The organism is Maritimibacter alkaliphilus HTCC2654, assembly GCF_000152805.1.
Classification (GTDB): domain Bacteria; phylum Pseudomonadota; class Alphaproteobacteria; order Rhodobacterales; family Rhodobacteraceae; genus Maritimibacter; species Maritimibacter alkaliphilus.
The window spans coordinates 1,023,810-1,048,734 of the sequence record NZ_CH902578.1; the positions used below are offsets into that span (position 1 = coordinate 1,023,810).

The following is a 24,925-nucleotide window of genomic DNA, read 5'->3' on the forward strand; positions in this document are numbered from 1 at the left end:
CCCTACGTCACCGCGAAAACTTCTTATACTTCAACCGCTTCGGCTCAAGCGCATCCGGTCCCAGCCGGCGCTTCTTGTCCTCTTCGTAGTCCTCGAAGTTCCCCTCGAACCACTCCACATGCGCCTCGCCCTCGAACGCCAGAATGTGCGTGCAGATGCGGTCGAGGAAGAAGCGGTCGTGGGAGATGACCACTGCGCAGCCTGCGAAATCGACCAGCGCGTCTTCCAGCGCGCGGAGCGTTTCGACGTCCAGATCGTTTGTCGGCTCATCGAGCAGGATCACGTTGCCGCCGGATTTCAACAGCTTCGCCATGTGAACCCGGTTGCGCTCACCGCCTGACAGAAGCCCGACCTTTTTCTGCTGGTCGCCGCCCTTGAAGTTGAAGGCCCCGCAATAGGCGCGGGAGTTCATCTGGGCGTCGCCAAGGTCGATCACCTCGGCTCCGCCCGAAATCTCTTCCCACACCGTCTTGTTCGCATCAAGCGCGTCGCGCGACTGGTCGACGTAAGCCAAATCCACAGTGTCGCCGAATTCGATCGACCCTGCGTCGGGCTGTTCCTGCCCGGTGAGCATCTTGAACAGCGTTGATTTACCGGCGCCGTTCGGGCCGATCACGCCGACGATGCCGCCGGGGGGGAGCGAGAACGACAGGTCTTCGATCAACAGCTTGTCGCCCATCGCCTTTTTGAGCCCCTCGACCTCGATCACCTTGGAGCCTAGGCGCGGGCCGCGCGGGATGACGATCTGGGCGTTCGTGATCTTTTCACGCTCGGACTGGTCGGCCAGTTCGTTATAGCGGTCGATCCGCGCCTTCTGCTTGGACTGGCGGGCTTTCGCGCCCTGCCGCATCCATTCCAGTTCGCGTTGCAGGGTCTTCTGGCGCGATTTGTCCTCGCGCGCTTCCTGCTCCAGTCGCTTGGCTTTCTGCTCGAGCCACGCGGAATAGTTCCCCTCGTAGGGAATGCCGCGGCCCCGGTCGAGTTCGAGGATCCAGCCGGTGATGTCGTCAAGGAAATAGCGGTCGTGGGTGACGATCAGGATCGTCCCCTTGTAGTCGATCAGGTGCTGTTGCAGCCACGCGATGGTTTCCGCGTCGAGGTGGTTGGTCGGTTCGTCGAGAAGCAGCATGTCGGGCGCTTCGAGCAGCAGTTTGCAAAGCGCCACCCGGCGGCGTTCCCCGCCCGAGAGCGACGTAACATCCGCATCGTCCGGCGGGCAGCGCAGTGCCTCCATCGACACGTCGACCTGCGCGTCCAGATCCCACAGGTTCTGGGCGTCGATGGTGTCCTGCAACTCGGCCATCTCCTCGGCGGTCTCGTCCGAGTAGTTCATGGCGAGTTCGTTGTAGCGGTCGAGGATGTCCTTCTTGGCCTTCACGCCCAGCATGACGTTTTCACGCACGGTGAGGCCCTCGTCCAGTTCCGGCTCCTGGCTGAGGTAGCCGACCTTGGCGCCCTCGGCGGCCCAGGCCTCGCCGGTGAAGTCATTGTCCTGCCCGGCCATGATCCGCATCAGGGTCGACTTACCCGCGCCGTTCACGCCCACGACGCCGATCTTGACGCCCGGCAGGAAAGACAGGCGGATGTTCTCGAAACACTTCTTGCCGCCCGGGTAGGTCTTGGAAACGCCGTCCATGTGGTAGACGTATTGATAGCTGGCCATGATGCCCTCGTGGAATTTGGGTTTGGGCCTAGATAGTCCCCGCGCGGGGCAGGGGCAACAGCCTGCATCCGAGTTGTCGATGGGCAACATTGCGATAAGTCATGACACGGGGTCAGGTTTTGCTTTGCCGAACGGGCGGGCCGGGCTAAGGATAGGGGCGCACCGGATGGTCCGGTGCGAGAAGGAGACGATCATGTCGAAGTTTTGCCGAGCATATCTCCAGCGGGGTTCGACCCCCTAGCGCGGCGTTCGCATGATCTTTTGCAACCGGAGGCCGCCTGCAAACGCGGCCTTTTTTGTTGCTCATCCAACAGGTTACGTGTGCAGGCGTCCCTCCTGACCCAAGGAGAGACCGATGGTCTACGTCACCAATACCACCCTGCGCCCCGGTCCCCGGCGCGTGATCCGGCTGGGCCGGATCGTCCTTGCCATCCTGCCCGCCCGCCAGCGCCCGCCCGCGCGGCTGACACGGTCGGTGCCGGAGTATCTGCACCGCGACGTGGGGTTGCCTCCGGCCGCCCGGCCCAGCCGGATGCCGCCGGACATGGACCGGAGAACGCTGATGTAAGGCGCTGACCGCCCGGCCCGTCGGGGTCGGGCGGTGTCGGGCCGCGTCAGTCCTGAATGCTCTCGATGTAATCCGTCAGGACAGCGATCCGCCCGCGCGCGATGATTTCCGCGCTGATCGGGCCGAGGTCCGATGCGGTCGCGGTGAAGCGGTCGCCCCAGATCGGCATCGGGCCGCCATGGCCGCGCACGCCGGTGCGTCCGTCGATCACCATGAAGGTTTCGAGATAAGGAAACACGCCGTCATTTGCGGCGGCGAGGCCCGTCAGCCCCGGAACGCTCAGGTTCAGGACCGATGCGAAGGGGCCGTCGCCCTTGCCGGATTCCCCGTGGCAGATGGCGCAGGCCACCATGTATTCCTCCTGCCCGGCGGTGGTGTCCTGCCCGGTTGCGGCAAGCGGCAGGGTGGCGAACATGGCCGCGACGGCCCAGTGTTTCATGGACATACGATGCTCCTCTCGGTTCAACGTTCGCGCGGAAGTAATCAAAATATAACTTATGAAAGACCCCAGATTCAACTCGGACCTTTGGTCGCAGCGTTACATCCGGGTCGTCGCCGCTCAGACGGTTCGTGTGTCGGGGAAGGGCGCGCGCCCCTCAGCCTCCGCCCATATCCACATGCACCCGCTGTTGTCCGGGGCGATAGCCTTCGCGCACGCAGATGTCGTTCGGGCGCACTGCGCCCATCCACGCGGCGGAGGAGCAGACGCGGAATCCGGCGATCTGGTTCAGGGCGATGCGGGAGCGGGCGTTGTCGCGGCAGGTGCCGGCAAAGCGCACGGCGTCGGCATGGCCCAGATCGCCGGGGCCGAAGCAGCCCGCGACGACACGGCCGTTCTTCAACATGACGTCGAGCGAGAAATCCTCGCCCCGGCGCCCCGTTTCGGTCCATGTGATCGACACGGCGTCCTCGGCGGGCGGGCCGAGATACAGATAGTCGCCGCCCGAATAGCTGACCTTTCGTGCGCTTTCGCCCTTGCCGTCGCCCCAGTTTCCGTCGCTCGACATCACCAGCTTCACCTCGGCGATCTCGGACTTGTGGACGCGGCGGTCCTTGCCGCTCGCCGTCGGGCAGGCGCCCGTGAAGCGGTAGGACGGGGTCTGGCCCAGCGTGCTGGCACCGACGCAGGGTGCGATCCAGCGCCCGTTCTTCAGCCGCACGTCGATGGAGTAGCTGTGCCCCTCTTGCCGTGGCCAGACGAGGAACAGGTCGGTCAGGCTTTCCAGCGTACCGTCGGGCTTGAAGGTAAGGGCCTGTCGATAGGTGTTGCGCTTGAAGCCGGTGCAGTTCTCACCCGTCCATTCGCCGACGTGGTAGAAGATGTAATACCGCCCGCCCATCTCGACCGCCGCGCTGTGCCCGAGGTTTTCGAGAAGCGGTTCGCGGCGGTAGTTCCACCGCATCCCCTTGTTGGTGCAGCCGGGGCCGGTCTCCGCGAAGACGGGCGTCGACAGGCTGCGCACCCCGCGCGCCTTCGAGAAGTTGCCGGGGCCGTTCGCCACCAGATAACTCAGCCCATAGGCGAAATGCGCGTTGCCGCGGCTGTAGATCAGATAGTCCAGCCCGTTGTGCGAGATGACGTCGGGCGCCTCGTTGATCGACTCCTCGTAATCGACGCTCGAGAACGGATTGTCGTAGTTCGAGAACGGCGTGAGGATGTTGTAGACCGCGTCGGGGCGGCTCATCGGGAAGGCCGCGATGTTGTTGCCGCGCGTGAACCACGTGTAGAAGAACCAGTCGCCGCCCATGTGGTCATAGACCGAGCTGTCGATGCGGATCGCCCGGTTGCAGCCCTCGGGCGGGCAGGCGCTGCTTTTGAACGACCGGGGCAGTTTGGTGCCCGCGTTGATCGGTTTCGGCACGCCGAAGCTCACGTTGCGGCGGGGGGAGGTGGCGACCCACGTGGTCACTTGCTGATTGCTGGGGGCCTTGGCGATCGGGGGGCAGGTGCCGCCCTTGGGATATTGCATCGCCGAAAACGACAGGACGAGCTGGTCGCCGTCGACCGAGATATCGGGCGCCCAGATCCGGCAATATCCGTGGTCCGGGTCGATCTGCGTCGGTTGGTAATGGGTCAGTTCACGGAAATTCGTGAGGTCGGTGGATTGCCAGATCTTCAGCGAATTGTTGCGCCCCGGCGCCCAGGTTCCGGTCAGAAGGTAACGGTCGCCGTCGCGGAAGACTTCGGGGTCGGCCAGCCCGTCCATGATGTGAACGCGGCCCGGATCGGCCGCTTGGGCCGGACCCGCGAACGCGGTCAGCAAGCCCAAGGTCGCGGCCCGCACCGCCGTCAGGATCGGATGCTTCGTCATATCTGCACGCCTGTATGTTTTTGCCGAAAAGCATGGCCCCGGTGCAAAATCCGGTCAAGCGTGCGGGGCCGACGCTCGCGTCAATCTTTCGTCAGAGCCGGGGTCAGAGGCGTCTTTCGAAGAACACGTCGGGGTAAGGGTCGTCGTTGAACCGTTCGATCTCGGTCCACCCCAGCCGACGATACATCGCGACGGCCTCGGGCAACTGGCTGTTGGTGTCGAGCCGGAGCACGCCCATTCCCAGATCGCGCGCGCGGGCCTCGATCACCTCCATCAGCCGCGTGGCGAGCTTCAGGCCCCGCGCGGCAGGCGAAACCCAGAGCCGTTTGACCTCGCCCCAAGTGCCGTCGTGGCCCTTGAGCCCGCCACAACCGATGGGAAGCCCGTCCGACATGGCGACGAAGAACGCGCCTTTCGGTGCGATCATGTCGGTCGCCTCGGGGTCGCGCGACAGATGCACCTCGAACCCGCGCTCGAACCGGCGCGACAGTTCCGCGAAATATTCGGACAGGCACCAGACCGATGTCGGGTCGCGGGGGTCGGCCTCGACGAATTCGACCGCGTGCTGGCCGAGGGCCGAGGCGATCAAGTCCATCGCCGCAAGCAGGTCCGCCCGGTTCGGGTGATGATCCAGCAGGCGCTGCGCCCGCGTGTTCGACAGGTCTTCGTAGGCCTCGAATTCCGCGCGGCCCTTGTGCGTCAGGCGCGCGACACGGCGTCGGGCATCCTGCGGGGCCGGGTGGGTCTCGACCAGCCCCTCGTCCTCAAGGCTGCGCAACAGGCGGCTCATCAACCCGGAGTCGAGGCCGAGGTAATCGCGGATCGCGCCCACTTCCTCCATGCCGCGTCCGATAGCATTCAGCACCCGCGCCGCGCCAAGCGGACGTCCCCGGCCGAGAAAGCTCTGATCCATCACCCCGGTTTCGCGGGTGACGGTCCGGTGAAAGCGGCGGATGCGGTCGATGTCGGTGGGCTGCATGGTCTCGGACTCGGGTCAGGAAATATAGCTGACATTGGTCAGATAAATAAGCGACCGTCAAGCCGCCCTTCGCAAACGCCGTTGACACCCGGCCTGCCTCCGGGTCAATCAGGCGCGATGCGTTTTGACTTGCCACAGGGACGGCCCGGGCGCGTGATCGGGCTTTTGGGCGGATCCTTCGATCCGGCCCACGAAGGCCATGCCCATATCACCCGCGAGGCGATCAAACGGCTGGGGCTGGACGAGGTCTGGTGGCTGGTCAGCCCCGGCAACCCGTTGAAAGCCAGGGGGCCCCGCGCGATGGATGCGCGGCTCGAACGGGCGCGTCAGGTCATGCAGCACCCCCGCGTCACGATCACGGACATCGAGGCGAAGCTCGGCACGCGGTATACGGCCGAAACGCTGGGCCGGCTTTTCGATCTTTATCCCAAGGTCAGGTTCGTCTGGCTGATGGGGGCCGACAACCTCGCCCAGTTCCACAGGTGGGAAAACTGGGACTGGATCATGGGCGCGCTCCCGGTCGCCGTGATCGCAAGACCGGGTCAGCGCGTCGCGGCGCGCATGTCGCCCGCCGCCCAGACGTTTCGCGACCACCGCGTGCCCGGCCGCCATGCCCGTCGCATCATCCACATGGACCCGCCGGCCTGGACCCTCGTCAACGTCCCGATGCGCCCGCATTCCTCGTCCGAGATTCGCGCCCGCGGGGAATGGTCCGATTGACGACGTGACCGGCGAACTCCCGCGAATGTGACCGGCAGAAACCCGCAATTAACCAAGACTCCGCATCTATTGTTTCCGGAATCGCACTTGTCGGGGACCGGAGGTTTGGCTTTACTCGCACCCATGTCAGGGGGTTACACACGGCGCAGTTTTCTAACCGGCGCCATGGCTGCGGTCGGGACCGCGGCCGTGGCCGAAGCGCCGTTGACGTCGATCCGCCCGATGCCGCGTGCCGATGCGGGCGTGGTGGTCCCGCCCGCGCGCCCGACGATCACCGCGCCGGCCGTCGACGACCTCGTCAAACAGGCCAATCTGAACGGAAAGATCGGCTTCGTCGTGTCCGACGCGAAGACGGGCCTGATCCTCGAACAGCGCAATGCCGCCGTCGCCATGCCGCCTGCCAGCGTCGCCAAATCGGTGACCGCGCTTTACGCCTTCGACTCGCTCGGTCTCGACCACGTGTTCGAAACGCGCCTCTTCGCCACCGGCGGGATCAAGGACGGCAAGGTGCAGGGCGACCTGATCCTTGCGGGCGGCGGCGATCCGACGCTCGACACCAACGCGCTCGCCGGTATGGCGCAGAAGCTCAAGGCGCTGGGCGTCACCGGCATCACCGGCGCGTTTCAGGTCTATGCGGGTGCCCTGCCTTACGTGAAATCCATCGACCCGTCGCAACCGGACCATCTGGGCTACAACCCCGCCGTGTCGGGCCTGAACCTCAACTTCAACCGCGTGCATTTCCAGTGGACCCGGTCCGACAGCGGCTACACCGTGGAAATGGACGCGCGCTCGGACCGGTATCGCCCCCGTGTCACCACGGCCAGCATGAAGGTCGTGGACCGCGATCTGCCCGTCTACACCTATGTCAGCGGCACCACGGGCATCGACGAATGGACGGTGGCGAAGGGCGCGCTCGGCAACGGCGGGTCCCGCTGGCTTCCGGTGCGCCGCCCTGATCTCTACGCGGGCGAAGTGTTTCAGGCGCTGGCCCGCGTTCACGGCGTGACCCTGCCCACCGCGACCGTGCGCGACGCGGCACCGACCGGCACGGCGATCGTCAGCCATGCCTCGCAGGACCTGTCCACCATCGTGCGCGACATGCTGCTTTACTCGACCAACATCACCGCCGAGGCCGTGGGCCTCGCCGCCACCCGTGCGCGCGGCGTCCCGGTCACCTCGCTGGCCGACTCCGGTGCGGCGATGAGCGACTGGATGCGCGCTTCGATGGGGGCGAGCGCAGCCGCCTTCACCGACCATTCCGGCCTGTCCGACACCGGGGTGGTGTCGACGCAGGACATGGTGCGCATGTTGCAGACCGCAAAGCCCGGCGGCGTCCTGCACCAACACCTGAAAGAGGTCGCGGTGAAGGACGACGAGGGCAAATACAACGAACACGCCGCGCATTCGATCTTCGCCAAGACCGGAACGCTCAACTTCGTCTCGACGCTCGCGGGCTACGTGACCGCCGCCGACGGCAACGTGCTGTGCTTCGCCATCTTCACCAACGACATGGATCGCCGCGCGGCCCTGACCCGCGCCGAACGCGAACGCCCCGATGGCGGGCGCGGCTGGGCCGGTCGCTCGCGCTGGCTTCAGCAGCAGCTCATCAACCGGTGGATGACGGTCTACGGCGTCTGATCTTCTTCGTTTCCGAAAACCTCGGGGGGCGGAGCGGCTTTGCCCCGCAAAGTCGCTCAGGGGGGCTGGCCCCCCTGCCGCGCGGACCCGGCGCAAGCCGGGGCCGTGCAAGACCTGCGCGGGCGGCCCCGCCGCCCGCACCGTTCGGTCGCCTCAGGGGCGGGCCGGGATGTTGATGGCCTTTTCGCTCGCCGGGCGCGACAGGCAGGCCGCGCGCCACCGCACCACGTTTTCGAAGCTGCCCAGCTCCAGAACATCGTCGGCCTTGTAGGCGGAGGAAAGGCCGCGCACCCAAGGCCAGACCGCGATGTCGGCGATGGTATAGGCCTCGCCCATGATGAAATCGCGGCCCGCGAGGCGCTTGTCGAGCACCCCCAGCAGCCGTTTCGACTCGCCGATGTAGCGGTCGCGCGGGCGCGGGTCTTCGATGTCCTTGCCGCCGAAGGCATAGAAAAAGCCGAACTGCCCGAACATCGGGCCGACGCCGCCCATCTGCCACATGAGCCACTGGATCGTCTCGTATTTCTCCGCCGGGTCGCTGGACAGGAAAAGCCCGGTCTTTTCCGCCAGATAGATCAGGATCGCCCCGGTTTCGAACAGCCCCAGCGGTTTGCCGCCCGGACCGTCCGGGTCGATGATCGCCGGGATCTTGTTGTTGGGGTTGAGCGACAGGAATTCGGGCGTGAACTGGTCGTCTTCCATGATGTTCACGAGGTGCGGCTCATAGGGCAGGCCGGTTTCCTCGAGCATGGCCGACACCTTGATCCCGTTCGGCGTGGGCAGCGAATAAAGCTGGATCTTCGACGGGTCTTCGGCGGGCCAGCGTTTCGTGATCTCGAAGTCTTGAAGCATGGCGTGTCCTTTCTGGTGCGACCGCTGGTGCGGTCGGGTCGCGTTACGGTTTCACCAAACGCCGCGAAGTGCCACGGGCAATTTCGCACATGCCAGCCGTGGCCTGCGCACATGGGTCAGCGGCGCAGGCGCAGGTAATCGGCGTGGGTGGTTTCCTCGAAAGCGGGCAGCATGGCCGTGCCGCCGTCCTCCAGCGGCCATTCCTGAGCGTCCCACAGGATGCGTGCGACCGAAGGCGTTCCGTTCACGGGCGAGGGGGCGTGGCCCAATATCGTCCCGGTCCGGCCTGCATCGACCACGATGCGATAGGTGGCGCCGTTATGCGCCACCGTGTCGATCCCCGCGTATTTGAAGACCTCGATGAGCGTGCCGGGGCAAAAGATCTTGCCCTCGAACCGGACCTGCTCCGCCGCATCGCAGTCGCGCGCCACCTCATAGGGGTCGACCGCCGGGGCCGGGTCGTCCTCGGGCCACAGAAGGATCGCCCCCGCGCCGATGACCGAGACGGCGAGCACCGCGACGGGCAGCGCCACGCCCGACAGGGGCGAAGGTTTACGGGCCGGGTCGGGTGTGCCCATCCCCTGCCTAAAGCGTCATGTGCCGCGCCCGCGCCCCGCGTTCGATGGCGGCGGCGTGAAGCCGGTCGATGTTCAGCTCGTAACGGATTTCTTCGAGCAGCCGCAGCTCCCCCTCGCGCATGACCGCATCGGCCGCGGCGACGTCGCAAGCCATGGCATAGGCGGTTTCCCAAAGGTGATTTGGCAAGTTCTCACGCACCAATCCGAACAGGGCATCCAGACCGTCCTCTTCGCTCATCAGGTCGAACACGGTCTGGCTGACTTGCTTGATCCGGTCGGCGTCGTAACTCGCGAAGACCGGAAGGTGGTCGACGATTTCCTCGATCCGCAGCAATTCCGAGGTGCGGATCTGACCGTCGGACAGCGACACCGTCATCATCACGGCGATCAGGCAGTCTTCGGGCGTCAGGGCATGGGGCAGGTCGGGCAACGGGGGGCCTCCTTTGTCTTTATTGTTGCGTTGCAGAATATTGACCCGGATCATCCCGTTCAATAGGTAGACGCTTTCACGGGCGCATGGGTGCGCCCGCCCGACAGAGACCGGAACCCGAACCATGTGTGACTTGCGTGACGTCGCGATGAACTCCAAAGCCTGGCCCTTCGAAGAGGCGCGCCGGCTCGCGAAACGCTATGAAAAACAGCCGCCCGAAAAGGGTTACGTGCTGTTCGAGACGGGGTATGGGCCAAGCGGTCTGCCGCATATCGGCACCTTCGGCGAGGTTGCGCGCACCACGATGATCCGCCATGCGTTCGAGGTCATCAGCGACATCCCGACGCGGCTTTTCTGCTTCTCCGACGACATGGACGGGATGCGCAAGGTGCCCGAAAACGTCCCGAACCAGGAGATGCTGCGCGAACATCTGCAACAGCCGCTGACCGTCGTGCCGGACCCGTTCGAGGAATTCGAAAGCTTCGGGCACCACAACAACGCGATGCTGCGCCGGTTCCTCGACACTTTCGGGTTCGAGTACGAGTTCTATTCCGCGACCGAGTTCTACAAATCGGGCGCCTTCGACGAGACGCTTCTGGCGGCGGCGAAGAATTACGACAAGCTTATGGAAATCATGCTGAAAAGCTTGCGCGAGGAGCGTCAGCAGACCTATTCCATCTTCCTGCCGATCCATCCGGAAACGGGGCGGGTGCTTTATGTGCCGCTGAAGGAGGTGAATGCCGAGGACGGCACGATCACCTTCGACGACGAGGATGGCCGCGAATGGACGCTGCCGGTCACCGGCGGCAACGTGAAGCTTCAGTGGAAGCCCGATTTCGGGGCGCGCTGGGCCGCGCTGGGCGTCGATTTCGAGATGTATGGCAAGGACCACTCGTCCAACACGCCGATCTATGACGGCATCTGTCGCGCGCTGGGTGGTCGGGCGCCGGAGCATTTCACCTATGAGCTGTTCCTCGACGACAAGGGCGAGAAGATCTCCAAGTCCAAGGGCAACGGGCTGTCGATCGACGAATGGCTGACCTATGCCTCGACCGAGAGCCTGTCGTATTTCATGTACCAGAAGCCCAAGACCGCGAAGCGCATGTTCTTCGACGTGATCCCGCGCGCGATGGACGAATATCACCAGCAGTTGCAGGCCTATCCGACCCAGACGCCCGAGCAGCAGCTTGCGAACCCGGTCTACCACATCCATTCCGGCAACGTGCCGGAGAGCAAGATGGTGGTGAATTATTCGATGCTTCTGAACCTCGCCTCGGTGGCCTCGGCCCACGACAAATCGGTGCTCTGGGGCTTCATCCGGAACTACGCACCCGACGCCACGCCGGAGACGCACCCGGACCTCGACGCCGCTGCGGGTTACGCGATCAGGTATTACGAGGATTTCGTGGCGCCCACGAAGTCCTATCGCCTGCCGACCGATTTGGAGCGCGAGGCGCTGACCGATCTGCGCGACCGTCTGGCGGCGTGGGAGGGCGGCAACGATGCGGAAGGGCTTCAGGGCGAAGTCTTCGCCTGTGGCCGCGAACGCTTCGACCCGATGCGCGACTGGTTCAAGGCGCTGTATCAGGTGCTGCTGGGAGCCGATCAGGGTCCGCGCTTCGGCTCGTTCATCGCGCTCTACGGGGTCGATGAAACCGTTGCGCTGATCGACAAGGCACTGGCGGGCGATCTCGTCGGTTGATCTTTCGTCCCGGGCCGAGCTCGGGACGACCCATGCGGGGGCGCTGCCCCGTCGCCACTGCCGCGCGGGCCAATGGAGCGACCAGGGCGACCCCCGAGGTTTTTCTGACCGGAGAAGACACCGGGTCAGAAAGCGTTCGGGCGGTCACACGATCCACAACCGGATGATCCATGCGACCGCACCGATGGCCGCTACGCTCATCCCGTAGATCGCGACGAACCACAGAAGCTGTTTGCCTTTCCGGTGTTTGGCGTCAGGCGCGTCCCGCATCAGTGATACCCGGTGTCCACGTCGATCTTCCCGCGGAACACGTAATAGGCGTAGGCCGTGTAGCCCAGAATGACCGGGATCAGCACGCCCGCACCGACCAGCATGAAGATCTGGCTCGCGCGTGGGGCCGCAGCCTCGTAGATCGTGATCTCGGTCGGGATGATGTAGGGATACATCGTCAGGCCAAGGCCGATGAAACTGACCACGAACAGACCGAGCGCCGACAGGAACGGCCAGTGATCGTGGCGGTGGACATGCAGCGCGCGGAACAGGAACCACGCCAGCGCCAGCACCACGGCGGCGACCGCGACGGCCCAGAGCACATGCCAGCCTTCGAACCAGCGGGCGAAATAGCCGTCCTGCAACATCGGCGACCAGATCGACACCGAGCCGATGAAGATCACGGTGGCGATGCCGAGGTGCCATGCGCGTGTCCGCATCCGCTCCTGCAACGGGCCGGAGGTCTTCATCACCAGCCACGTGGCCCCCAGCAGCATGTAACCGACGACCACGGCGATGCCGACGAAGATCGAGAAGGGCGAGAGCCAGTCCCACCAGCCGCCCGCATAGGCGCGCTGCGCCTCGTTCACCTCGACGCCTTGCAGGAGCGCGCCGAGCGCGACACCCTGCGCGAACGCGGCGAGGGTCGATCCGGCGATGAAGGCGTAATCCCACAGCCAGCGGCCGGTCTTGGCCTTCCAACGGAACTCGAACGCGACGCCCCGGAACACGAGGGCCAGAAGCATGGCGATGAGCGGCGCGTAAAGCGCGGGCAGGGCGATGGAATAGGCCAGCGGAAAGGCCGCGAACAGCCCGCCGCCGCCCAGCACCAGCCAGGTTTCGTTGCCATCCCACACCGGCGCGACCGAGTTCATCATCACGTCCCGGTCGTCGCGTTCCCGCTCCGCCGCGAACAGGATGCCGATGCCCAGATCGAACCCGTCGAGCACCACGTAGACCAGCACGGCGAAGGCGATGATGAAGGCCCAGATCGTCGTCAGGTCGAAGGAAATGTCGGATACGATAGGCATGTCACTCTCCTGCCTTCGGGTCTTCGGGCGCGGGCGTGATGCCCGCCGCACGGGTGGGGCCGTCAACGGTGGTCTTGTAGGACGGCTCGTGATCGGCAGGCGGGCGCGACATCAGCCGCAGGATATAGAAGGTGCCGGCGCCGAAAACGGTGAAATAGATCACGATGAAGGCGACGAGCGAGGCACCGACGGCGGGCGCATCAAGCGGCGCGGCGCTGTCGACCGTGCGCAAGAGACCATAGACGGTATAGGGTTGGCGCCCGACCTCGGTCGTGATCCAGCCCGCGAGCACGGCAATCAGCCCGGACGGGGCCATGAGCACGGCGGCCCGATGCAGCCAGGGCATCGTGAACAGCCCGCCACGCCAACGCGCCCAGAGCGACCACAGCCCGATCCCCAGCATCGCGAAGCCGAGCGCCACCATGATGCGGAACGACCAGAAAACGATACCCACCGGGGGTTGTTCGTCGTCGGGAATGGTGTCCAGCCCGTCGAGCGGCGCGTTCAGATCGTGCTTGAGGATCAGCGACGACAGTTTGGGAATGCCGATTGCATAGTCCAGCCGCTGTTCTTCGTCGTTCGGGATGCCGAAAAGGTAGAGCGGTGCGCCCTCGGGATGGCTTTCATAGTGCCCCTCCATCGCCATGACCTTGGCGGGCTGATGCTCCAGCGTGTTCAGCCCGTGCATGTCGCCGAGGAAAATCTGGATCGGCGCGACGATGGCCGCCATCCACATCGCCATGGAAAACATCTGCTTGGTGGCCGCGCTTGTTTTCTCGCCCCTGCGGCGGCGGCGCAGAAGGTGCCACGCGCCGACCCCGCCGACGATGAACGCGGTGGTCAGATAGGCCGCCGTCACCGTATGGGCGAGGCGATAGGGGAAGGACGGGTTGAAGATGATCTGCCAGAAATCCTCCGGCACGAATTGCTGCGTCTCGGGGTCGATGGAGAAGCCCGCGGGCGTGTGCATCCACGAGTTCACCGACAGGATCCAGAACGCCGACAGGAACGTGCCGAACGCGACCATCGCGGTCGCCGCCATGTGCAGCCCCGGTCCCACGCGGTCGCGCCCGAACAGCATGATGCCGAGGAAACCCGCTTCGAGGAAAAAGGCCGACAGCACCTCATAGGCCATCGGCGCGCCGATGACGGGGCCGGCCTTGTCGGAAAACACGCTCCAGTTGGTTCCGAACTGGTAGGACATGACGATGCCGGAAACGACGCCCATGGCGAAGGCCAATGCGAAGATTTTCACCCAGTAGCGAAACAGGTCGAGGTATTTCCGGTTCTTCGTCCAAAGCCACGCCGCGTTCAGAACCGCGAGGAACGAGGCAAGGCCGATGGTGAAAGCCGGAAACAGGAAGTGGAACGACACCGTGAAGGCGAACTGGATGCGGGCCAGCAGGACGGCGTCGAATGAACCAAGCATGAGATGCTCCCCTGATCGCGGCGCACGCGGATGGGCGCCTGTAAACCTTTATCTGCTGCAAAAGTTAGTGCGGCACAAAAAATCTTCGACTGGACAATTCGTCGCCACCCATCACGTCCTTGTAATCTCAACGGAAATCGGCGGCTTCGGTTCCCGGACCCCTTGTATACTTGCAGAAAAGGCGGTCGGCGATGAAACCATTGACGCGCCGTCAACGTATGTTGGGTATCAGGGAGTACATCAGATGAAACAGATTCTACTCGTCCTCGCGATGACTCTGGCCACGATCCTTCCCCACGCCACGACGGCCGAGGAGACGGATGAAGGCGCCATTCAGGGTGTGATCGCGAGCCAACTCGATGCCTTTCGCGCCGAAGATGTCGATACCGCGTGGTCCTACGCCTCGCCCATGATCCAGCGGATGTTCCGCACCCCCAAACTGTTCGGACATATGGTCGAAACCGGCTACCCGATGGTCTGGAAGCAGACTTCGACCGAATTTCTGGAGCTGCGCGATATCAACGGGTCGATGTGGCAGAAGGTGCTCGTACGCGACGGTTCCGGCACCTATCACGTGCTCGACTACAAGATGTTCGCCACCGACAAGGGCTGGCTGATCGACGGCGTGCAGCTCATCCGCGAAGCGGGCGTCGGCGTCTGAAAGGTTAAAAAAGTGTTAACAAAAGGTTAACACGAGACCACCGAACCCCCATTATCGTCTGAGGAGGCGATGATGGGTGAACTGGAACTGGCCGCAATTCTGTGTAGCCTGATCCTTGGCGGCGAAGCCGAGGTCCGTCATCCTTACAGCGCGGCCTACGACCTGCACTATGTCGTGGTGGACTGCGAAACCGACACGACGGTCTACGAGGTCGGACTAGACAAACGATCCTCCACCGACAGCCTGCATCAGGCCTTGTTCGCGGCGCAACTGACCGGAAAGGCGCCCGGCGTCGTGATGATCGACACCAACGGGCGCGAAGACCAGTACGAATATCAGGTCCGCATGGTGGCCGAAGCCGCCGGGGTCGCGTATCTCGTCTACGACAAGGATTTCCTCCTGCGCTGGCAGATGACCGACTACCTCAGAAACTACCCGGCCCCTCGGGCGAGCGGGGAAGATGTGAGCCTGATGCTCCTTGACTGACACCGGCTACGAACCGCTCGACACTCCCAAACCCGTCGCGGATGAAGCGTGGATCGTCGACGGCCCCGCGATCCGCTTCTACGGCATGCCGTTCTCGACCCGCGCGACCATCCTGCGGCTGGCCAATGGCGATCTGTGGGTGCATTCCCCGACCCGGCTGTCCGAGGATCTCGCCGCGCAGGTCGCGGCGCTGGGGCCGGTCCGGCACCTCGTCGCGCCGAACTGGATTCACTATGCCTATGTCGGCGACTGGAAGGCCCGGTTTCCCAAGGCCCGAACATGGGCCGCGCCGGGCGTCGCGGACCGCGCGCGCAAGCATGGCGCCTTCGCCGATTACGATCACCTCCTGACCCGGACGCCGCCCCCGGACTGGGCCGGCGAGATCGACCCGATGATCGTGCGCGGCAGCAGCGTGCACCGTGAAGCGGTCTTTTTCCATCGCGCGTCCCGCACACTGATCCTCACCGACCTCATCGAAAACTTCGAGCCTGCGAAACTCCCGTGGTGGTTCCGCCTGATCGTCCCGCTCGTGGGCGTGGCCGACCCGGACGGCAAGATGCCCCGCGACATGCGCGCGACCTTCCGGGGCCACCACGACCAGCTTCGCACGGACGTCGAAACCATGATCGGCTGGGGCCCCGAGCGGGTCATCTTGGCCCACGGTCGATGGTATGACCGCGACGGCACCAGAGAACTGAAACGCGCCTTCCGGTTCGTCCTGCCCTGACACGGCCTCTTCTCTGTTTCCGAAAACCTCAGGGGGGGAGGGCGTCTTTGCCTGCAAAGGCGCCCTCTCGGGGGGGACTGGTCCCCCCGCCGCGCCGACCTGCCAGCGGCAGGGCGGTGCAAGACCTGTGCGTGGGGCTTGCCCCACGCGCCGCTCGGCACCCTCCGGGCCGGGGCAGCGCACGGTGCCCTCAGCGGCATTTAACGCCTGACCGATACCCCTTGGCCAACTGCTGCGCCACGCGGAAAGGGATATCCATGAGCACCACCCTCGACCTGATGCCGTCGCCCTTCGTCGACGGGCTGGACCAATGGTCCAGCGAAAACGGAACCTCGGGCTCCGCGACATACAACGGGGCGGCGAACGCCGCCTTCGTGCCGTCGGATCAGGATTTCGGGGGCTGTCTCGAACTGCTCAAGACCGAGAGCACGCAGAAACTGCGCTGGACCGGGCAAACGCCGATCCTGCCGGGCACCTACCTGCGCGTCACAGCCAAGGTGAAGGCGATGAGCGGCACGTTTCCCTCGGTGCGCGTCGCGGGATACGCGATGGACGGCTCGAACAACCATGTCGCCGGGCTGGACGAGACCGCGCCCTCGGTCGCGCTCGACACCTATGGCGAGGTGGTGACCGTCACCGGCATCGTCGCCGCCGGCAACCGCGACGGGGTCGACATGATCTGGGGCGCCGCCCCAGAATACGGACATTTCGGGATCGACCTCATCGGGCCCTCGGGCGGCATCGTGCGGGTGGACGACATCGAGATCGAGGATGTGACCGGCACGTTCCTGCGCGACATCCTAGACGTGGTGGACGTGCGTGACTATGGCGCCGTCGGCAATGGGTCGACCGACGACCGGGCGGCCTTCGCAGCGGCCGACGCCGATGCCGACGGGCGCACGGTGGTCATTCCGGACGGGAATTATCACATCGGCTCGTCGCTCACGATCCAGAACAAGGTGCGCTTCGACGGCACCGTGAACATGCCCGCCAGCGCGCATCTTGCGCTCCTGCGCAATTTCGATCTGGAAACCTACATCGACGCTTTCGGGGACGAGGTGACGGGGTTCAAGAAGGGCTTTCAGGCGCTCATGAACTACTCCGACCATGACGGGTTCGACCTTGCCGGCCGCACCATCAACGTCTGGGGCCCGATCGACATGCAGGACGCGCTGAACACGTCCGACACCTTCCTGATCCGCCGCGTCATTCGCAACGGCCAGTTCTACGCGCAAGACGATCCGGCGTGGGACCCGGATGTGACGACCTCGCAGGGCAGTTACAACCCGAACAACCCGCTTATGCTCACCGGGCTGACGAACGCCAGCCAGATCCAGCCGGGCAGCCAGATCACCGGCAACGGGGTGGGGCGCGAGGTCTATGTAAAGTCGGTGAACGTGGGGGCGGCAAGCTGCGAGATCAGCCAACCCCTTTACGGCCCCAACTCGACCCAGACCTATACCTTCACCCGCTACAAATACATCCTCGACTTCATGGGGTTCGAGAACCTGCGCCGCCTGACCTTTTCCGAGGTCGAGTTCCAGATGAACGGCTATTGCAACGGGGTCATGCTGTCGAAGGAAGGCGAGAATATCCAGTTCAAGGACTGCTTCTTCATCAAGCCCAAGCACAAGGGGATCACCTCGGCGGGCCGGGCCTGTCAGGATTTGCACCTCGAACAGTGCCAGTGGATTTCGAACGAACAGAGCCTCGAGGCCGACCAGCGCGTGAGTGTCGGCTTCAACGTGAACGCCAACGACACGAAGATCCGCGATTGCCGATTCCAGCGCATGGGCCTGTCCGCCATCATCAATGGCACCGGGCATATGGTCACCGGCAACCACTTCTTCCAGGGCGACGATTTCTCGAACGCGCCACGGGTTGCGGGGCTGATCTTCACGCGCGAGGCCTGCGTGGCCACGGTCACGGGCAACTACATCGACAACTGTTCGATCGAATGGACGAACGAACACGACTCCAAGCCTGACTTCTCGAACGAATACGGGTTCGGCGGGCTGACGATCACCGGCAATATCTTCTACTGCTCCAACGCCATTTCCAGCTTCCGCTTCCTGCGCGTGAAGCCCTATGGCAACGACCACTTCCTGTCCGGCCTTCAGGTGAACGAGAACACCTTCTACTGCGCGACCGGCACCATCGAACGGGTCGAGGAATGGGACACCACCCATGCCGGCCCCGATTACTGGCGGTTCCGCAACATCACCTTCGAGCGTAACAACTTCAACGGCATCACCCAGCGCACGATCAGCCCGGTCTGTCTGGAGTTCAACCAGACGTCGAACGCGACGACATGGACGCTGGACCCTTCCGACTACCTGCCGTTCGGGGGTAATGCCCGCACGGTGAGCGCGGTGGTGACCGAGGGCGAGATCAAGAATTCCTCCAACGCGCGGGTAGACTCAATGCCCTACGTCAACGTGAACGCGGGGTCGCAGAACAAGTACGTCCAGCTTGTCTGGCCGCAGGCCTGCCGTGGCACCGTCCACACCACGATCCGGGTCGACAAACCGCTTTAAGATCGCACCTTTCGCAAGACCTGCGCTCCGGCCCCTCGCCGGGGCGTTTTCTTGACCCCGATCAAGGCGCAAAGACCTCTCCCCGGTTACAATCGGCACGTATTGGACAGGAGAGACTTATGACGCGCGAGACGACCGCCGCAAATGGCGCCGCGACCCCCGAGACGGGCGAGATCACCCATTTCCCCACGGTGACCGCCGACCTCATCCGTCAGACCTTCGAGAACGGGGAATACCCCTATGAGGGCAAGCTGGACCGCAAGGACTACGAGGCGCAGAAGGCGCAGCTTCAGGCCGAGCTTCTCAAGGTCCAGAAATGGGCGGGCGAGACCGGGCAGAAGTTCGTGCTCCTGTTCGAAGGGCGCGATGCGGCGGGCAAGGGCGGCACGATCAAGCGGTTCATGGAGCATCTCAATCCCCGCGAGGCGCGCGTCGTCGCGCTGAACAAGCCCTCAGACCGGGAACGCGGCCAGTGGTTCTTTCAACGCTATGTCGAACACCTGCCGACGGCGGGCGAAATGGTGTTTTACGACCGCTCTTGGTACAACCGCGCGGGCGTCGAACGGGTGATGGGTTTCTGCACGCCCAACGAATACCTCGAATTCATGCGGCAGGTGCCGGAACTGGAACGAATGCTCGTACGCTCCGGCATCCGGCTTTACAAATACTGGTATTCCGTCACGCAGGAAGAACAGGCCCGCCGCTTCAAGGCGCGCGAGACCGATCCTCTGAAACGCTGGAAGCTGTCGCCGGTCGACAAGGCGTCCCTGTCCAAATGGGACGACTATACCGAGGCGAAAGGGGCGATGTTCTTCTACACCGATACGGCGGATGCGCCGTGGACCATCGTGAAATCGAACGACAAGAAGCGCGCGCGGCTTGAGGCGATGCGCCATTTCCTGTCGACGCTCGATTACCCCGACAAAAACCGCCACATCGCCGTGCCGCCCGACCCCCTGATCGTCGGGCATGCAAGTCAGGTGATCCACGGCGCCGATCACATTCTGGGGGCGAGCCTGCATCCCGACCATCGCCGCGTGGCCAAGCCTGGCGGGCAATAGGCGGTCCGGCATGGACCCGGTGGGACCATCCCGCTAACCTCGCCCGGACAAGGCGGCAGGGGGCGTGAGCATGTATTCCGGCAAGGTGGCGGTCGTGACCGGCGGTGGCGCGGGGCTGGGGCGTGAGCTTGCGCTGGGCCTCGCCGCGCGGGGCGCACGCGTCGCGGTCTGCGACCTGAACGGCGACTGGGCGGACGAGACCGCCCGCATGGTGCGCGCGGCCGGGGGAGATGCCCTGTCCGAAGCCGTCGACGTGGGCGACAGTGCGGCGATGGGTGCCTTCGCCGGGCGAGTCGCCGGGCATTTCGGCGCCGTCCACCAGCTATACAACAACGCGGGCATCGCGATCGAAGGCAAGCCGATCACCCGGCTTGCGGATGACGAGATCGAAAAGGTCCTGCGCGTGAACCTCTGGGGGGCCTTCAACGGCACCCGCGCTTTCCTGCCCCATCTGAAAGACAGCGGCGATGGTCTTTTGTGCAATATCGCAAGCCTGAACGGGATGCTCGCCCTTGGCGGCGCCGCGCCCTATTGCGCGTCCAAATCCGCCGTCATCGGCCTGACCGAATCTGTGCGGATCGAGATGTTGCAGGCGCGCGCGCCGGTCGCGGTGGCGCTCGTCCTGCCGGGAGGTATCGCCACCGACATCGCCCGCAGGCTTCCGCCGGACTGGGACGACCTGACGCCGGAACGACAGGCGCAGATCAAGGCCCAGATCGACGAGAATTACCGCAAATACCTCAAGATGCCGCCGGAGGTCGCGGCGCGGGACATCCTGAAGAAACTCGCGCGGGGACGGCGGCGGATCACCGTGACGCCCAAGGCCTACTGGCTCGACCTGCTGGTGCGTGCGATCCCGGCGCAGTATCCGAAACTCGTCGCGGGGGCGATGCGCGGCTGACCCCGGCGAAGGCCCGCCGAGCGGTTTCGCGTGGCCTCAGCCTCTCCTTGGCCGAAAGGCGCGTTCGGGCTATGGTTTCGCAAAACGAAACCCGAAAAACGACGGGGGCAGGCATGACCAATTTCCACATGACCCGGCGCACGGCGCTGCTAAGCCTGACGGCGATGGGCGCGCTGACCGCTTGCGGCGCGTCGCCGCGCGGCCGTTCGGTCGCCAGCGCGTCCAGCAGCAGCGCAAGCGCGATGCCGATCCAGCAAAACGCAGGCTTCGACGACTGGGTGGTGAGCTTCAAGAACCAGGCCGAAGGGCGCGGCATCTCGCGTTCGGTGCTCGACACCGCGTTCCGGGGCGCGGGCTACATTCCCGGCGTGATCGAACGCGACCGGAACCAGACCGAATTCACCCGGACGCTCGAAGATTACCTCGCCATCGCGGCGAGCGACGAACGCGTGTCGAACGGGCGCGCGAACTACCGCAGCTTCGCCTCGACGCTGAATTCCGTCGAAAGCACCTACGAGGTCGAAGGCAAGGTCGTCGCGGCGGTCTGGGGCATGGAATCGAGCTACGGCACGCGCCGGGGCGATACGCCAATCGTGAGCGCCATGGCGACCCTGTCCTACGCCGGGCGGCGGCAGGAGTTTTTCACCCAGCAGCTTTACGCCGTGCTCAAGATCCTCGCGAACGGCGACACGACCCCGGACCGCATGGTCGGCTCATGGGCGGGCGCGATGGGGCATACGCAGTTCATGCCGACCTCGTATCTCAGCTACGCGGTCGACCACACCGGGGACGGGCGGCGCGACATCTGGTCAGACGATCCGACCGACGCATTGGCCTCGGCGGCCAACTACCTCAAACGTCACGGCTGGCAAAAGGGCCAGCCCTGGGGCGTGGAGGTGCGGCTGCCGCAGGGCTTCGACCGCGCGCAGGCGGGCTTTTCCAACAGCCGCAGTGTTGACAGCTGGACCGCCATGGGCGTGCGCGACATGAACGGGAACGCGGTCGGCAACTACGGTGCGGCGCGGGTGATCGAGCCGGCGGGCGGCGGCGGCCCGGCCTTCATGGTCTTCAAGAATTTCGACGTCATCAAGCGTTACAACAACGCGACCTCCTATGCGATCGGGGTCGGCCATCTGGGCGACCGGATCGCGGGCGGTGGCCCGATCCGGGGCAGCTTCGGCCCCGATCCCCAAGGCCTGACGCTCGACGACCGCAAGGACATTCAGCGCCGCCTCACGGCCAAGGGCTTCGACACCGACGGAACCGACGGCGTGATCGGCGCGAAATCCGAAGCCGCGATCCGCGCCTTCGAGGCCGCGAACGGGATGCCTTCGACGGGCCAGGCGACCAAGGCGCTCCTCGTCAAACTCGGCGGGCGCCCGCGCGCCTGACGCCCGCCTCTTCTTCGTTTCAAAAATACTTCGGGGGTGCCGGGGCTGGCCCCCGCCCGGATCGGATGGCGCGCCCCGCGCCATTCGATCCCTCAGGCCAGCGCCGACACCAGAGCGCGGCGAAACCCGTCCGCCTCGGTGAACCGGGCCGGCATGACGGTCGTGAGCGACTGCGCCTCGTCCTCCGACAGGTCGTGCCACAGGATCAGGCCTTTCCGTTTCAGGTGCTCGGCCTGCGGATGGTCGGGGGCGTAGGGGGCCGGGACGCGCTTCAGCTCCGGCTCCGACATCTCCCACCCGGCCGCCTGCAACGCCGCCGCCGCCTCCACCACGTCGGCGCCTTCATCGACCCGTGCGCGCCACGTCGCGATCGCATCCTTGGGAAACACCATCGCGCCGACGCCCAGCTTGCAATACTCCGCCGACGCGCCGAACAGGTAGCAGACCGGCGCGTCCGGCATCGACCACTGCATGTGCAAATGGGTGTTGTAAGGCGTCTTGTCCTTGGAAAACCGCACGTCGCGATGGACCCGGTAGAGCTTTGGCTTGGTCGCCACGTTCAGATCGCGCGACAGGGTCGCTGCGATGTCGTCCAGCAGAAGCTCCGCGGGGCGCTTCACCCGGGCCTCGTAATCCGCCTTGTGGTCCGCGAACCACGCGCGATCGTTGTTCGCGGCCAACTGCGCGAAAAAGCCGCGTGATCCGGAGACCAGATCGTGAAACCCATCCATCGCCAAACCTCCCGTTTCCTGCCAGTCTGGCGCGGCGCGGGCGATCCGCCAAGCGTTTGCTGAGTGACTGCTGACAGGAGGTGTCAGGTATGTGGAACGATCGGTTCGCGACCGAGGCCTTCGTGTTCGGCACCGAGCCCTCGCAATTCCTGGTGGCGCAGCGGGCGTTTCTGGAACCCGGCATGACCGCGCTGGCCGTGGCGGACGGCGAAGGGCGCAATTCGGTCTACATGGCGCAATGCGGCCTGAGCGTGACAGCGATGGAAGCTGCGCCCAACGCCATCGCCAAGGCCCGCGCCCTCGCAGCGGACCGTGGTGTGACGGTCGATTTCGTCGAAGCGGATATCTTCGACTGGGATTGGGGCGCGACGGAATTCGACCTCGTGGCGGGCATCTTCATTCAATTCATGGGTGCCGAAGCCCGCGCCGGGGTGTTCGATGGGATGAAGCGGGCCGTGAAGCCCGGCGGCCTCATCACGATCCACGGCTACACCCCGAAACAGCTCGACTATGCGACGGGCGGGCCGAAGCAGGTGGAGAACCTCTATACCGAAGCCCTGCTGGCCGAGGCTTTCGACGGGTGGGAGGTGCTGCGCCTCGCATCCTACGACATGGAGCTTGACGAAGGGGCCGGGCATGCGGGGATGTCGGCCCTGATCGACTTGATCGCGCGCAAGCCGGGCTGAGGGGGCTTCGTTAATGAATTCACTAGAGGGGCGGCGCGCAACACACTATTTTCCCTAAATAAATTCAGAACCGGAATACTAGAATCCTAGTATTCCGGTATTCGCGCACCTGCTGACTCCCGGCTCGATCCAGCCCGGAGCCGTCCCGCGAAACCCACGCGACTGCGCCATTTTTCGACCATCCGATCAAATCCCTTCCCCCCGCGCCGCCTTCATGGCAAAGCGGGGCCGATGCAACCCCTCGCCACATACCGGACCCATGCCAAGGCGCACCTGACGCTGGGCCTGCCGCTCATCGGCAGTCAACTGGCGCAGGTGGCGGTGCAGACGACCGACACGCTGATGATCGGCTGGTACGATGTGCGCGCGCTGGCCGCACTTGTGCTGGGCACCTCGACCTACCTGATCCTGTTCATTTTCATCTCGGGTTTCGCCTGGGCCGTGACCCCGTTGGTCGCCGCCGCCGCCGAACATGACGACGAGGTGCGTATCCGCCGGGTGACGCGCATGGGGCTGTGGGTGTCGCTCGGCACCGGTGCGTTGTGCCTGCCGGTGTTCATCTGGTCGAAGCCGATCCTGATCGCGCTGGGGCAGGACCCCGAGATCAGCCAGATGGCCCAGACCTATCTGCGCATCGCGGGCTTCGGCATCCTGCCCGGCCTCATGGTCATGGTGCTCAAGGGCTACCTTTCGGCGCTCGAAAAAACCCGCGTGCAGTTCTGGGTCACGGTCGGCGCGGCGCTGGCCAACGTGTTGGTGAACTACCTGCTGATCTTCGGACGCTTCGGGTTCCCGGAATTGGGCATTCAGGGTGCCGCCATCGCCTCGCTCGTCGTGAACCTCGTCTCGGCGATCTGGCTCGCGCTTTATGCCATCCGGGTCTTTCCCGATCACAACCTGTTCCAGCGTCTCTGGCGCCCGGATGTCGAGGCCTTGCGCGAGGTCTTCGCGATGGGCTGGCAGATTGGCCTGACGACCGTGGCCGAAGTGGGGCTGTTCAACTTCTCGTCCTACGTCATGGGCTGGATCGGGACGATCCAACTCGCCGCCCACGGGATCGCGCTCCAGATCGCGACCATCGCCTTCATGGTGCAACTCGGCCTGTCCAACGCCGCCACCGTGCGCGCGGGCCGCGCTTTTGGCCGCCGCGACGGGCGTGCGCTTATCGACGGGGCGGTGGCGGTCTGGCTATTGGGCTTCTTCTTCGCCTGCGTCGCGCTCGTCGTCTTCCTTGTGATCCCCGAGGCCCTGATGGGCCTTTTCGTCGACCCGGACGACCCGCTCCGGGGCGAGATCCTTGCCATCGGCTCGACCCTCCTCGCAATGGCCGCGCTGTTCCAGTTCGTCGACTCGGCGCAGGTGCTCGGCATCTCCATCCTGCGCGGGATGCAGGACACGCGCCGCCCGATGGTGGCCGCCGCCGTCAGCTACTGGCTGATCGGCGCGCCCACGACCTATATCTTCGGCATCGTTCTGGGGTGGGAGGGCGTCGGCGTCTGGCTCGGCCTCGTCACCGGGCTCGCCTGCGCCGCAATCTATCTCCAAGCGCGGTTTTGGGCCCTCGCGCGCGAC

The 24,925-nt window shown here is 64.8% G+C and carries 24 protein-coding genes; 13 read left to right on the forward strand and 11 right to left on the reverse strand.

The features are described from left to right. Window positions 1-7: 7 nt before the first annotated feature. The gene (ettA, locus tag RB2654_RS06200) at window positions 8-1,663 is read right to left on the reverse strand and encodes an energy-dependent translational throttle protein EttA (protein WP_008329678.1); all 1,656 of its coding nucleotides are present in this window, start codon (window positions 1,661-1,663) and stop codon (window positions 8-10) included. Window positions 1,664-2,018: 355 nt separating this feature from the next. Here ettA and RB2654_RS06205 point away from each other — a divergent pair, with 355 nt between their 5' ends. Then, the gene (locus RB2654_RS06205) at window positions 2,019-2,231 is read left to right on the forward strand and encodes a hypothetical protein (protein ID WP_008329680.1); all 213 of its coding nucleotides are present in this window, start codon (window positions 2,019-2,021) and stop codon (window positions 2,229-2,231) included. Between the two features lie 46 nt (window positions 2,232-2,277). Here RB2654_RS06205 and RB2654_RS06210 read toward each other — a convergent pair whose 3' ends face one another. From RB2654_RS06210 to RB2654_RS06220, 3 genes are all read right to left on the reverse strand, one after another. Further along, window positions 2,278-2,676 (reverse strand): c-type cytochrome, encoded by a 399-nt coding sequence (locus RB2654_RS06210; protein ID WP_008329683.1) that lies wholly within the window; start codon window positions 2,674-2,676, stop codon window positions 2,278-2,280. 151 nt (window positions 2,677-2,827) lie between these two features. Beyond that, entirely contained in the window at window positions 2,828-4,543 is a 1,716-nt protein-coding gene (locus tag RB2654_RS06215) for a family 43 glycosylhydrolase (RefSeq protein ID WP_008329685.1), read from the reverse strand. Window positions 4,544-4,646: 103 nt separating this feature from the next. Next, complete coding sequence (locus RB2654_RS06220; protein ID WP_008329688.1) at window positions 4,647-5,522, reverse strand: bifunctional helix-turn-helix transcriptional regulator/GNAT family N-acetyltransferase; 876 nt, start codon at window positions 5,520-5,522, stop codon at window positions 4,647-4,649. A 117-nt stretch (window positions 5,523-5,639) separates the two neighbouring features. Here RB2654_RS06220 and RB2654_RS06225 point away from each other — a divergent pair, with 117 nt between their 5' ends. After that, window positions 5,640-6,242, forward strand: a complete 603-nt coding sequence (locus RB2654_RS06225; RefSeq protein ID WP_040884482.1) for a nicotinate-nucleotide adenylyltransferase — start codon at window positions 5,640-5,642, stop codon at window positions 6,240-6,242. Between the two features lie 165 nt (window positions 6,243-6,407). Continuing rightward, window positions 6,408-7,880, forward strand: a complete 1,473-nt coding sequence (gene dacB, locus RB2654_RS06230) for a D-alanyl-D-alanine carboxypeptidase/D-alanyl-D-alanine endopeptidase (protein ID WP_008329690.1) — start codon at window positions 6,408-6,410, stop codon at window positions 7,878-7,880. A gap of 153 nt (window positions 7,881-8,033) precedes the next feature. On the opposite strand, the gene RB2654_RS06235 is transcribed toward dacB, so the two are convergent. The 3 genes from RB2654_RS06235 to RB2654_RS06245 form a co-directional block, all read right to left on the reverse strand. Continuing rightward, complete coding sequence (locus RB2654_RS06235; protein WP_008329691.1) at window positions 8,034-8,732, reverse strand: glutathione S-transferase N-terminal domain-containing protein; 699 nt, start codon at window positions 8,730-8,732, stop codon at window positions 8,034-8,036. 116 nt (window positions 8,733-8,848) lie between these two features. Next, window positions 8,849-9,310 (reverse strand): hypothetical protein, encoded by a 462-nt coding sequence (locus RB2654_RS06240; protein ID WP_008329692.1) that lies wholly within the window; start codon window positions 9,308-9,310, stop codon window positions 8,849-8,851. Between the two features lie 7 nt (window positions 9,311-9,317). Then, a complete protein-coding gene (locus tag RB2654_RS06245; protein ID WP_008329693.1) occupies window positions 9,318-9,794 on the reverse strand; it encodes a tellurite resistance TerB family protein in 477 nt (158 codons plus the stop codon). A gap of 70 nt (window positions 9,795-9,864) precedes the next feature. On the opposite strand from RB2654_RS06245, the gene RB2654_RS06250 reads away from it, so the two are divergent. Next, window positions 9,865-11,442, forward strand: coding sequence for a lysine--tRNA ligase (locus tag RB2654_RS06250; RefSeq protein ID WP_008329695.1), 1,578 nt, complete (start codon window positions 9,865-9,867; stop codon window positions 11,440-11,442). Between the two features lie 144 nt (window positions 11,443-11,586). Here the strand turns inward: RB2654_RS06250 and RB2654_RS22840 are convergent, their stop codons facing one another. From RB2654_RS22840 to RB2654_RS06260, 3 genes are read right to left on the reverse strand one after another with little or no spacing between them, the layout of a single operon-like run. Beyond that, complete coding sequence (locus RB2654_RS22840; RefSeq protein ID WP_008329696.1) at window positions 11,587-11,712, reverse strand: DUF2474 family protein; 126 nt, start codon at window positions 11,710-11,712, stop codon at window positions 11,587-11,589. Continuing rightward, the gene (gene cydB, locus RB2654_RS06255; protein ID WP_008329698.1) at window positions 11,712-12,743 is read right to left on the reverse strand and encodes a cytochrome d ubiquinol oxidase subunit II; all 1,032 of its coding nucleotides are present in this window, start codon (window positions 12,741-12,743) and stop codon (window positions 11,712-11,714) included. The genes RB2654_RS22840 and cydB overlap by 1 nt, the downstream gene beginning before the upstream one ends. Window position 12,744: 1 nt before the next feature. Further along, the gene (locus RB2654_RS06260; protein WP_008329700.1) at window positions 12,745-14,172 is read right to left on the reverse strand and encodes a cytochrome ubiquinol oxidase subunit I; all 1,428 of its coding nucleotides are present in this window, start codon (window positions 14,170-14,172) and stop codon (window positions 12,745-12,747) included. A gap of 244 nt (window positions 14,173-14,416) precedes the next feature. On the opposite strand from RB2654_RS06260, the gene RB2654_RS06265 reads away from it, so the two are divergent. The 7 genes from RB2654_RS06265 to RB2654_RS06295 all read left to right on the forward strand — a co-directional run bounded on the left by RB2654_RS06265 (window position 14,417) and on the right by RB2654_RS06295 (window position 21,936). Next, window positions 14,417-14,833, forward strand: a complete 417-nt coding sequence (locus RB2654_RS06265) for a DUF4864 domain-containing protein (protein ID WP_008329702.1) — start codon at window positions 14,417-14,419, stop codon at window positions 14,831-14,833. Between the two features lie 72 nt (window positions 14,834-14,905). After that, complete coding sequence (locus tag RB2654_RS22300) at window positions 14,906-15,319, forward strand: hypothetical protein (RefSeq protein ID WP_148912599.1); 414 nt, start codon at window positions 14,906-14,908, stop codon at window positions 15,317-15,319. Beyond that, a complete protein-coding gene (locus tag RB2654_RS06275) occupies window positions 15,312-16,046 on the forward strand; it encodes a DUF4336 domain-containing protein (protein WP_008329706.1) in 735 nt (244 codons plus the stop codon). Before RB2654_RS22300 ends, RB2654_RS06275 begins: the two co-directional genes overlap by 8 nt. A 257-nt stretch (window positions 16,047-16,303) precedes the next feature. Further along, window positions 16,304-18,583 (forward strand): glycosyl hydrolase family 28-related protein, encoded by a 2,280-nt coding sequence (locus RB2654_RS06280; protein WP_008329708.1) that lies wholly within the window; start codon window positions 16,304-16,306, stop codon window positions 18,581-18,583. Window positions 18,584-18,702: 119 nt separating this feature from the next. After that, window positions 18,703-19,644 carry a polyphosphate kinase 2 gene (gene ppk2 / locus RB2654_RS06285; protein WP_008329709.1) on the forward strand — a complete coding sequence of 314 codons (942 nt, stop codon included), beginning with the start codon at window positions 18,703-18,705 and terminating at the stop codon, window positions 19,642-19,644. A 70-nt stretch (window positions 19,645-19,714) separates the two neighbouring features. Next, a complete protein-coding gene (locus tag RB2654_RS06290; RefSeq protein ID WP_008329717.1) occupies window positions 19,715-20,545 on the forward strand; it encodes an SDR family NAD(P)-dependent oxidoreductase in 831 nt (276 codons plus the stop codon). Between the two features lie 113 nt (window positions 20,546-20,658). Further along, window positions 20,659-21,936: a lytic murein transglycosylase gene (locus tag RB2654_RS06295; RefSeq protein ID WP_246146599.1), complete on the forward strand. Its 1,278-nt coding sequence runs from the start codon at window positions 20,659-20,661 to the stop codon at window positions 21,934-21,936. Between the two features lie 92 nt (window positions 21,937-22,028). Here the strand turns inward: RB2654_RS06295 and RB2654_RS06300 are convergent, their stop codons facing one another. Further along, window positions 22,029-22,667, reverse strand: coding sequence for a TIGR02453 family protein (locus RB2654_RS06300; protein ID WP_008329720.1), 639 nt, complete (start codon window positions 22,665-22,667; stop codon window positions 22,029-22,031). Window positions 22,668-22,756: 89 nt separating this feature from the next. Between RB2654_RS06300 and RB2654_RS06305 the strand changes: the two genes are divergently transcribed. Beyond that, on the forward strand, window positions 22,757-23,353 hold the full coding sequence (locus RB2654_RS06305) for an SAM-dependent methyltransferase (RefSeq protein WP_008329722.1): 597 nt from the start codon (window positions 22,757-22,759) through the stop codon (window positions 23,351-23,353). A gap of 231 nt (window positions 23,354-23,584) precedes the next feature. Further along, window positions 23,585-24,925 (forward strand): MATE family efflux transporter (locus tag RB2654_RS06310; RefSeq protein ID WP_008329724.1); only part of this gene is annotated, 1,341 nt, incomplete at its 3' end.